The following is an 8,660-nucleotide window of genomic DNA, read 5'->3' on the forward strand; positions in this document are numbered from 1 at the left end:
CGGGTGGCCGAGCGGGGGGGGGGGGGGGGGGGGGGGGGGGGGGGGGGGGGGGGGGGGGACTACCGCGCCTTGTATGCCTTCATCGCCTCGATATCGGCTTCGGGGTAGATAGGCCCGATGGCTGGCACGTGAGGCTGACAGATGTGAGCCAGCACGGCTTGCTCGGTGACGAGTGCGTCGAAGAGCCGCCCGCTATAGCTCATCTTGTATACCTCTACAGTCTGTGGACACATCCATCCGAGTACCTCCAGCATCTCAGAACGGCGACCTTTGACCCTGTCCAGTACCTCGGTCCAGTGTTGAGCCTGGCTGCAACGGTACCATCCTTCGGTCCATACCGGTTTGCAGTGGGCGATTCGGTTGCGCCACCCCTTGACGTCCTTCACCTTGTCAACCGCAATTTTTCGGTTCTCGGCGTGCTTCCAGTAATGCTTGGGTTTTCGGGGGTAGTGCGGAAACACGTCAAGGAAGGTTCGGGCTTGCACCACGGGTGTCGGAAGCTGCTGCTCAAGAATGTTTGGCCACACTCCGAAGGACAGCCGAGCGATCACACGATCGGGCGTGGGCTGGGTCGGCAGGCGGACATCCTGTTCGTCGCATAGGATGCGCTCCACCTTGCGGTAGGTCTCGCCCTCAAGCTTGTGCATCCCAAGCCGGTGGTCATACCAGGCAAAAGAATCCACCGGGTTGGTGGTTCCTTCGGTGGCTTGCCGTGACAGGCTTATGTGGATGCGGTTGCGAAGGGTCACTTCAAACGTCAGCATGAGCGACTGGAGTGCCATGCTCATCGACTGGGCCCAGAGCACAGCTCCCCCAGTCTCTTCGGGCGTCATTGTGCGGAATACCCGCTTGTAGACCCCGCTTCGCGGTGCCGAGAGCGCCTCTAGGAACGCTTGATAGGGCATTTGACCTGTCTTTCAAACAATTGCTATACTTCAACCATACACGGTAGGACAAGCCGCTCCCAACCTAGCTTCAGCTAGGTGCCGCTAAGCCCCTCGGGGTCCAAACTGGTGATGCCCCTTTCCGTACCAGAGCCTGCGCCACCCATTGGGTGGCGTTGTGCTTTCTGGATCATGCAGTGCTAACCACTTGCGATGAGCCTCCAGATCGCACTCCACTGGCACGTTGGTATGCATCCAAAAACGAAGCATAGGGCGACAAGTGTAGAAGGCAGCTGCGGGTGTATCGACCTGCAGCAGGCTTCAAGTTGGTGGCCGCTGCGCAGACCTTCCGGACCGTGCCGGCGCAGGTCGGGCACTGGCTGTATCTAGCCTACCGGGAAGACGATGCCTCGACGATCTGCCGGCCGGTGTTCTTATTTGCGCAGGATTTGGGCTTTTGCCAGTCGCCAGGTCTGTTGCGAACTGCCGCTCCAAGCTTGGAGGTACAGCATGGATTGTCAGGACCCTACTGCGCTACCCGTTTGCAGAGCGGCGTACAGGGACGTCTTGCCGATCCTGAGCCGCGCGGCGGCCTCTCTGACATTCAGCCCGCTGCTGAGGAGCTCCCGCGCCCGCTGCAACTTTTCGGTGGTGACAACTGGTCTGCGCCCGCCTTTACGACCGCGTGCGGCGGCGGCGGTCAACCCGGCTTTGGTGCGTTCGCGGATAAGGTCGCGCTCGAACTGGCCCAGCGCGCCAAACACATGGAAGATGAGCCGCCCGCTCGGCGTCGTGGTGTCGATGTTTTCAGTCAGTGAGCGGAAGCCTACGCCACGTTCCTCCAGCGCGCCGACCGTGCCAATCAGGTGGGGCAGGGAACGTCCGAGGCGGTCCAGCCGCCAGACTACCAGGACGTCGCCCTCGCGCAGGTAGACCAGTGCGGCAGTCAAGCCGGGACGGTCAGCCTTGGCTCCCGACACCACGTCCTCAAAAATCTTCTCGCAACCTGCCTTGTGTAGCGCGTCCGTCTGCAAGGCGGTGTCCTGTTCCGCTGTCGATACCCGCGCATAGCCAATCAGTGCCATTCCCGCCTCTTTTGTCCGTTATTTCGTCCGTCTATCTTAATGTCCGAAAATCCAAAAATCAAGCATGTTAGCGGACAGTGTCCGGGATGGCCGGCTAAGGATCGTTTTCCGGACAAGGCGGTATGGTGCAGGGACTTCTGAGCACTTCCGGCCTCTTGTGGTGGCTCGCACATCTGTCAACTTGGACTTTCGCATCTTCTCCTGACCGATACCGCGATCGCTTCGCCCACTCAATCAGACGCGCGAAGGTCCGCAAGCGTGAGGCCGTAGCGGTTCATGGTCTCGATGATCTCGGCGATGGCTACCTGCTTTTCAGCCTCGGGATCGCTTTCGGACTGAGCAAAGAAGGCGCTGGCTTGCTGCAGCAGGTCCTCGAACCGGCGGTCGGTCAAGGGCTCCTGTCGGGCGGGAGGTAACGAGGAAGGATGATCACCGCGCTAGTGCTTGTGGCTGCAGCGGCCGGAATGGGTGCCTTGCACGTGACCTTCACGACCAGGCCCTGCGGGGGCGTTCCGGGCGAGTTCGCTGAGCTCGTTGAGAATGCCGCAATGCACGGCCTCCTGGCTGCGCAGGCAGGTCTCGCGCAGCTTGCGCAGTTGCTGCTCGAGCTGCTGCAACTCCTCGATCCGTTCAGCGACATGGCCGATATGCGCGTCGAGCAGTTCGTTGACGACCTGGCAGTTCTCGGTCGGGGCGTCCTTGAAGCGCAGCAGCACGCGGATCTCGTCGAGCGTCATGTCCAGGCTGCGGCAGTGTCGGATGAATGACAGCCGTTCAGCATGCGCTATGCCATAGATACGGTAGTTGTTCTCGCTGCGTGCGGGCTCGGGCAGCAGGCCCTCGCGTTCGTAGAAACGGATCGTCTCGATGTGGGTTGCGCACTCGCGGGATAGCTCACTGATTCGCATGGCATGTTTCTCCTTGTCTACGTTACTTGACTCTATACCAACTACAGGGTTTTTAATTCGGATGCTTGGCTTGGCACTGCGGGTAGTGCGGCCTAAATCAAAAAAGGAAGTATTCGGAATGTCCAGTAACGGCTTTCATGTGCATGGTCCTCACGATCATGAGGTAGAGCATGCAGTCAAGCACGGCGGCGACAGCTTGACCGCCCAGATCGCCATGTTCACGGCAGTCATCGCCACGGTCGGGGCCATCCTGGGTTACATGGGCGGCGCCACGCAGGCGAATGCCGGTCTCTACAAGAACAATGCGGCGATCAAGAAGACCGAGGCAGCCAACCAGTGGAACTACTATCAGGCCAAGTCGAACAAGCAGAACCTTGCAGAGCTTTCACTCGAGATCGTGTCCGGTTCTCGCAGGGAGTTCTACCAGAACGAGATCGAGCGCTACAAGTCCGAGAAGGTCGAGATCAAGGCCAAAGCGGAGCAGCTCGAGACCGAAGCCGGGGACTGGGAAGGTCGGTCCGATCAACAAATGCATCAGCACCACCGCTATGCCCAGGCGACCACGGCGATCCAGGTCAGCGTCGCGATTGCTGCGATTGTCCTGCTGACACGCCGAAACTGGCTCAAGACAGTTATGTACGGCATGGGCGGTGTCGGCCTTGTGATCGGTGGAATGGCAGCTCTGCATATCTGAAGCAGGGCTTGACTCTATAGTCGGTACAGGGTTTCCAATCTACACGACCCCATCGTCAATCAGCAATTTCCCCTCATGAACCAGCACAGAAACAGCAGCGAGGCAGCAGATCACGGCTGTGGCTGCGGCAGCACCTGTAGCGCCCCGTCTGCCGCCTTGACTGAGCCTCGGTCCGCGCCTAGCCCTGCCGGCATTCCCGTTTTCCGGATTCCGACCATGGACTGTGCGGTCGAGGAGGGTGAGATCCGTCAGGCGCTCGAGAAGGTTACCGGTCTGCGCGGGCTGAAATTCCAGCTCGGAGCCCGGACGCTGGCGATCGACGCCCCCGAGGCTTCGGTTCAGCTCGCGCTGGAGGCAATTCGTCGCGCCGGTTACCGGCCTGTGCCGCTGGCCGAAAGCGGGATGGATGAATCCCAGCCTGCGCACGGGCATTGCGGCCATGATGATCACGGCCACGGCCACGGCCACGGCCACGGCCATGGAGCGCAGGGCTTCTCGCTGCCCCAGGGCTTGCCGCGTTACGCGCTTGCCCTGCTGTTGGCGCTCGGCGCCGAGTCGGTTTCGTACTTCGCGCCATCCGGTGCCGGCTTTGCCGCGCTGGGAATGGTACTGGCGGCCGGAGCGATCGCTCTCGCGGGATTTTCTACCTATGTCAAGGGCCTGGCGGCTCTCAGGCGGCTGCGGCTCAACATCAATGCCCTGATGACGGTGGCCGTCACCGGAGCCTTCCTGATCGGGCAGTGGCCCGAGGCCGCGATGGTGATGGCCCTCTACGCTATTGCCGAGGCCATCGAGGCCCGTGCCGTCGACCGGGCGCGCAACGCCATCCAGAGCTTGCTGGCCATGGCACCGGAGGACGCGGAGGTGCGCCAGGCCGACGGCCAGTGGCTGCGCCTGCCGGTCAAGGCCGTGGCCGTTGGTTCCACGGTGCGAATCCGACCCGGCGAGCGCATGCCGCTGGATGGGGTGGTGACATCGGGGCAGAGTTCGGTGGATCAGTCGCCTGTCACGGGTGAGAGCCTCCCGGTCGACAAGGCACCCGGCGACGAGGTCTATGCCGGCACGATCAACCAAGCGTCCTCGGTGGAGATCCGGGTCACGGCCCCCGCTGCGGACAGCACGCTGGCGCGCATCATTCACGCGGTGGAGCAGGCGCAGGCCTCCCGCGCACCGACCCAGCGTTTCGTGGACCGTTTTGCCGCTGTCTACACGCCGGGCGTGTTCTTACTGGCGCTGGCGGTGGCCTTGCTCACACCCTGGGCGATGGGGTGGGGCTGGATGACCGCGCTCTACAAAGCGCTGGTGCTGCTGGTGATTGCCTGCCCGTGCGCGCTGGTGATCTCGACCCCGGTGACGGTGGTCAGTGGCCTGGCCGCTGGCGCCCGGCGGGGGATCCTGATCAAGGGCGGAGTTCACCTGGAAGGCGCGCGCCAGTTGCGAGCCGTGGCGCTGGACAAGACCGGTACCCTCACCGAGGGCCGGCCAAAGTTGGTGGCCTTCGAGGTGTTGGATCCGAACGACGACCCCGCGGAACTGGAGGCACTGGCCAGGAGCCTGGCGGCCCGCTCGGACCATCCAGTCTCCCAGGCGATCGCGGCCAAGCTCACGGCTGCCACGCGCGAGGTCGATGGCTTTCAAGCCATGGCCGGGCGCGGTGTGCGGGGTCGGATAGACGGCCACGATTATGTCCTGGCCAACCACCGCTGGATCGAGGAGCGTGGCCAGTGCTCAGCGCAACTCGAAGCGAAGATGAGGGTGCACGAGGAAGCGGGCCGCTCGGTGACGATATTGGGCAACTCGCAGCGTGTCATGGCCCTGCTGGCGGTGGCCGACACCATCAAGGCCTCGTCCGTGCAGGCGGTGGCGGAACTCAGGGCGCTGGGGGTGACCCCTGTCATGCTGACCGGCGACAACCTCGCCACGGCGCGCACGGTCGCAGCGCAGGCTGGCATTGACGAGGTGCGTGGCAACCTCCTGCCGGAGGAAAAACAGCAGGCGGTGCTGGAACTCAAGCAACGTTTCGGTCCAGTGGCCATGGCAGGCGATGGCATCAACGACGCCCCAGCGCTGGCCCAGTCCGACATCGGGTTTGCCATGGGGGCGGCAGGCACCCATACCGCGATGGAAGCGGCTGATGTGGTGGTGATGAACGATGACCTGCGTCGCCTGCCCGAGATGATACGGCTGTCGCGACAGACTCACGCAGTACTCTGGCAGAACATCGCGCTGGCATTGGGCATCAAGACGATCTTCTTGCTGCTGGCCATTTTTGACGATGCCAGCATGTGGATGGCAGTGTTTGCCGACATGGGAGCCAGTCTGCTGGTGGTGTTTAACGGTCTGCGTTTGCTTAAGGGCTCGCGCAGCGGTGGATGACTGCTACTCAGTTAATCCCCAGCCGACGTGATTTCGCAAGGCCCAGCCGCCGAATTCCTGAACGCTCCGAAGGACTGCGATAGGTCCCATCCGCACCCAATTTACTGCCTCGATGATGCGCCACTGGATTGCCCTTCTGATATCTGCCTGGCTGGCCGTGACGGCCTTGCCCTCGCTGGCCCTGGACCTGACGGGGGGCGGCGTCGTCAAGACCGCCCAGGTGCGGGCCGAGCTGCTGGTCCATGCGCCCGAGGGCGTGACAGCCGGCAAGCCGCTCTGGCTGGGGCTGCAACTGCAGCACGCGCCCGGATGGCACAGCTACTGGAAGAACGCGGGCGACTCGGGACTGCCGACCAAGCTGCGCTGGACCCTGCCGGCTGGCATGACAGCTGGCGAGGTCACCTGGCCGACGCCACGCAAGTTTCCGCTCGGCGAACTGGCCAACTATGGCTACGACGGCCAAATGCTGCTGCCGGTGCCCGTGACCGTGACGCCCGAATTCCGGGGCAGCGAGCTGGAGATAGCGCTGCACGCGAGCTGGCTGGTCTGCCGCCAGGAATGCATCCCCGAGGAAGGCCGCTTCCAGGTCCGCGTCCCCGTCCAGGGCTCGACGGCACAGCACGCGAGCCGCTTTCAGCAAGCCTGGGATGCGGCACCGCGCACCCAGCCGGCCAATGGAAGCCGGCTGCGTCCGGATGAAAAAACCCTGAGGGTCAGCCTGGAGGGATTGCCTTCGGCTTGGCGCGGCAAGACGCTGGAGATCTTCCCCGAAACCGCAGGACTGATCACGCCGGGCGCCGCCTGGACCCAGGCCTGGGAAGGCGCTCGCTGGAGCGCCAGCCTGCCCTTGTCGTCAGACCGCAGCGAAGCGCCGACCCAGGTGCCGCTCGTGGTGGCACTGGCAGGCAAGGACAGCAGTCCTGCGGGCGTACGAATGGAAGTGCCGGTGGAAGGAACTTGGCCAGCCGCCGCACAACGCAGCGAAGTGCCTGAAGCCCTTAAGCAGGCGCTGGCACAAATCCCGACACCTACGGTAACCCAGAGAGTCCCCGATGCCGGAGCAGCCGGCGGGATCGGGCTATGGGCTGCCCTGCTCGGTGCGCTGGCGGGCGGACTGATCCTGAACCTGATGCCATGCGTGTTCCCGGTGCTGGCAATCAAGGTGATGGCCTTTGCGCGCCACGCCGATGACCGGCGCGCGCACCGACAAGCCGGTCTGGCCTACACGGCGGGTGTGCTGCTGTCCTTCCTGGCGCTGGGCGGACTGCTGCTGACGCTGCGGGCGGCGGGCGAACAACTGGGCTGGGGCTTCCAGCTGCAGAGTCCTGCGATGGTGACGGGGCTGGCGGTACTGTTTACCGTGATTGGTCTGAACCTAGCAGGGCTGTTCGAGTTCGGACGCGTACTGCCGGCTTCGCTGGCTGGGCTGCAGTTGCGCCACCCGCTGGCGGACGCCTTCCTGACCGGTGTGCTGGCGGTGGCGGTGGCATCGCCTTGCACGGCGCCCTTCATGGGTGCCTCGCTGGGACTGGCGATCGGCCTGCCGACGACACAGGCGCTGGCCGTCTTCGGCGCCATCGGCATCGGGATGGCGCTGCCCTATCTGGCTGCCAGCTTCTTGCCCGGATTCGCTCGCGCCTTGCCGCGACCCGGCGCCTGGATGGAGACGCTGCGCCAATTCATGGCGTTTCCGATGCTTGCGACCGTGGTCTGGCTGCTCTGGGTGCTGGGTCAGCAGACCGGCATCGACGGGGTGGCGACGCTGCTACTGGCCTTGCTGCTACTAGCCTGGCTGGCCTGGGCGCTGGCCCAGCGCGGACGGGCGCGCACCCTGCTGGCACCGCTGGTGCTGGCGGGGTTGGTGACGCTGCTCTGGCAAGCGGGCGACCGGATCTGGAAGCCTCAGACCCAGGCCATGATGGGAACCGCTGCTATCGACCTGCAGAGCGCCGACCGGAAGTGGCACACCTGGACACCTGAGCAGATGGCAAAGCTGCAGGCTGCCGGAAAGCCGGTCTTCGTGGACTACACGGCTGCCTGGTGCGTGACCTGTCAGTACAACAAGGGTACGGTTCTGTCAGACCCCGGACTGCTGGACCGATTCGCGGCTGATGGCGTGGTGCTGCTGCGCGCCGACTGGACCCTGCGCGACCCGGCGGTGACCGCGGCGCTGGCTGCGGTTGGGCGCAACGGCGTGCCGACCTACGCTTTCTATCAACCTGGCAGCGCGCCTAAGCTGCTCTCGGAATTGCCCAGCGTCGCTGAAGTGATGCGGGCGCTGAGGCCATGACTTTTCATTCCCTCGTCCAAATTGAGGATTGCTGCCGAAGGACGCCGATTTACCTGCCAAAACCAGCACCGCCTTATAATCCATAACCTATGCGTGCCTGCCTGCTTGCCCTCTTGATGCTGTTGTGCCTGCCCCTGCAGTGGGCAGGTGCAGCTACGGGCGTGTCCTGCGCGCACGAGCTCTGCGCTCCGCTGCACGCTAGCCTGACTGATATGCCAGCACAGGCTGCAGCCGGTGACGCCGGCGGCGAATCCCACGCGCAGCACCCCCACTGTGGTAGCTGTCACTCCGGCGCTATGGCCATGTCGGCCAGCGCGCCTTTTGTCATGCGCGAGGCCACCAGCCGCTTGCTGTCAGTGCCGAAGCTATGGACCGAAGTCCTGCTGGTCGAGCGGCCCGAACGGCCGCGAGTAAACCGAACCC

The 8,660-nt window shown here is 63.8% G+C and carries 7 protein-coding genes; 3 read left to right on the forward strand and 4 right to left on the reverse strand.

The window, feature by feature from the left end; genetic code table 11:
• Window positions 1-59: 59 nt before the first annotated feature.
• The 4 genes from C6P64_RS12850 to cadR form a co-directional block, all read right to left on the reverse strand.
• Window positions 60-788, reverse strand: a complete 729-nt coding sequence (locus tag C6P64_RS12850) for a hypothetical protein (RefSeq protein WP_146115921.1) — start codon at window positions 786-788, stop codon at window positions 60-62.
• Window positions 789-1,402: 614 nt separating this feature from the next.
• Window positions 1,403-1,969, reverse strand: coding sequence for a recombinase family protein (locus tag C6P64_RS12855; protein WP_105748966.1), 567 nt, complete (start codon window positions 1,967-1,969; stop codon window positions 1,403-1,405).
• 230 nt (window positions 1,970-2,199) lie between these two features.
• Window positions 2,200-2,361, reverse strand: coding sequence for an H-NS histone family protein (locus C6P64_RS17990; protein WP_146115922.1), 162 nt, complete (start codon window positions 2,359-2,361; stop codon window positions 2,200-2,202).
• Window positions 2,362-2,406: 45 nt separating this feature from the next.
• Entirely contained in the window at window positions 2,407-2,877 is a 471-nt protein-coding gene (cadR, locus tag C6P64_RS12860; protein WP_105748967.1) for a Cd(II)/Pb(II)-responsive transcriptional regulator, read from the reverse strand.
• Window positions 2,878-2,995: 118 nt separating this feature from the next.
• Between cadR and C6P64_RS12865 the strand changes: the two genes are divergently transcribed.
• The 3 genes from C6P64_RS12865 to C6P64_RS12875 all read left to right on the forward strand — a co-directional run bounded on the left by C6P64_RS12865 (window position 2,996) and on the right by C6P64_RS12875 (window position 8,237).
• Window positions 2,996-3,571: a DUF4337 domain-containing protein gene (locus C6P64_RS12865; RefSeq protein ID WP_105748968.1), complete on the forward strand. Its 576-nt coding sequence runs from the start codon at window positions 2,996-2,998 to the stop codon at window positions 3,569-3,571.
• A 75-nt stretch (window positions 3,572-3,646) separates the two neighbouring features.
• Entirely contained in the window at window positions 3,647-5,947 is a 2,301-nt protein-coding gene (locus C6P64_RS12870) for a heavy metal translocating P-type ATPase (RefSeq protein ID WP_105748969.1), read from the forward strand.
• 115 nt (window positions 5,948-6,062) lie between these two features.
• Window positions 6,063-8,237, forward strand: a complete 2,175-nt coding sequence (locus tag C6P64_RS12875; RefSeq protein ID WP_105748970.1) for a protein-disulfide reductase DsbD family protein — start codon at window positions 6,063-6,065, stop codon at window positions 8,235-8,237.
• Window positions 8,238-8,660 lie beyond the last annotated feature (423 nt).

Origin of the sequence: Malikia granosa, assembly GCF_002980595.1 — a bacterium.
In the GTDB taxonomy this organism is placed as follows: domain Bacteria; phylum Pseudomonadota; class Gammaproteobacteria; order Burkholderiales; family Burkholderiaceae_C; genus Malikia; species Malikia granosa.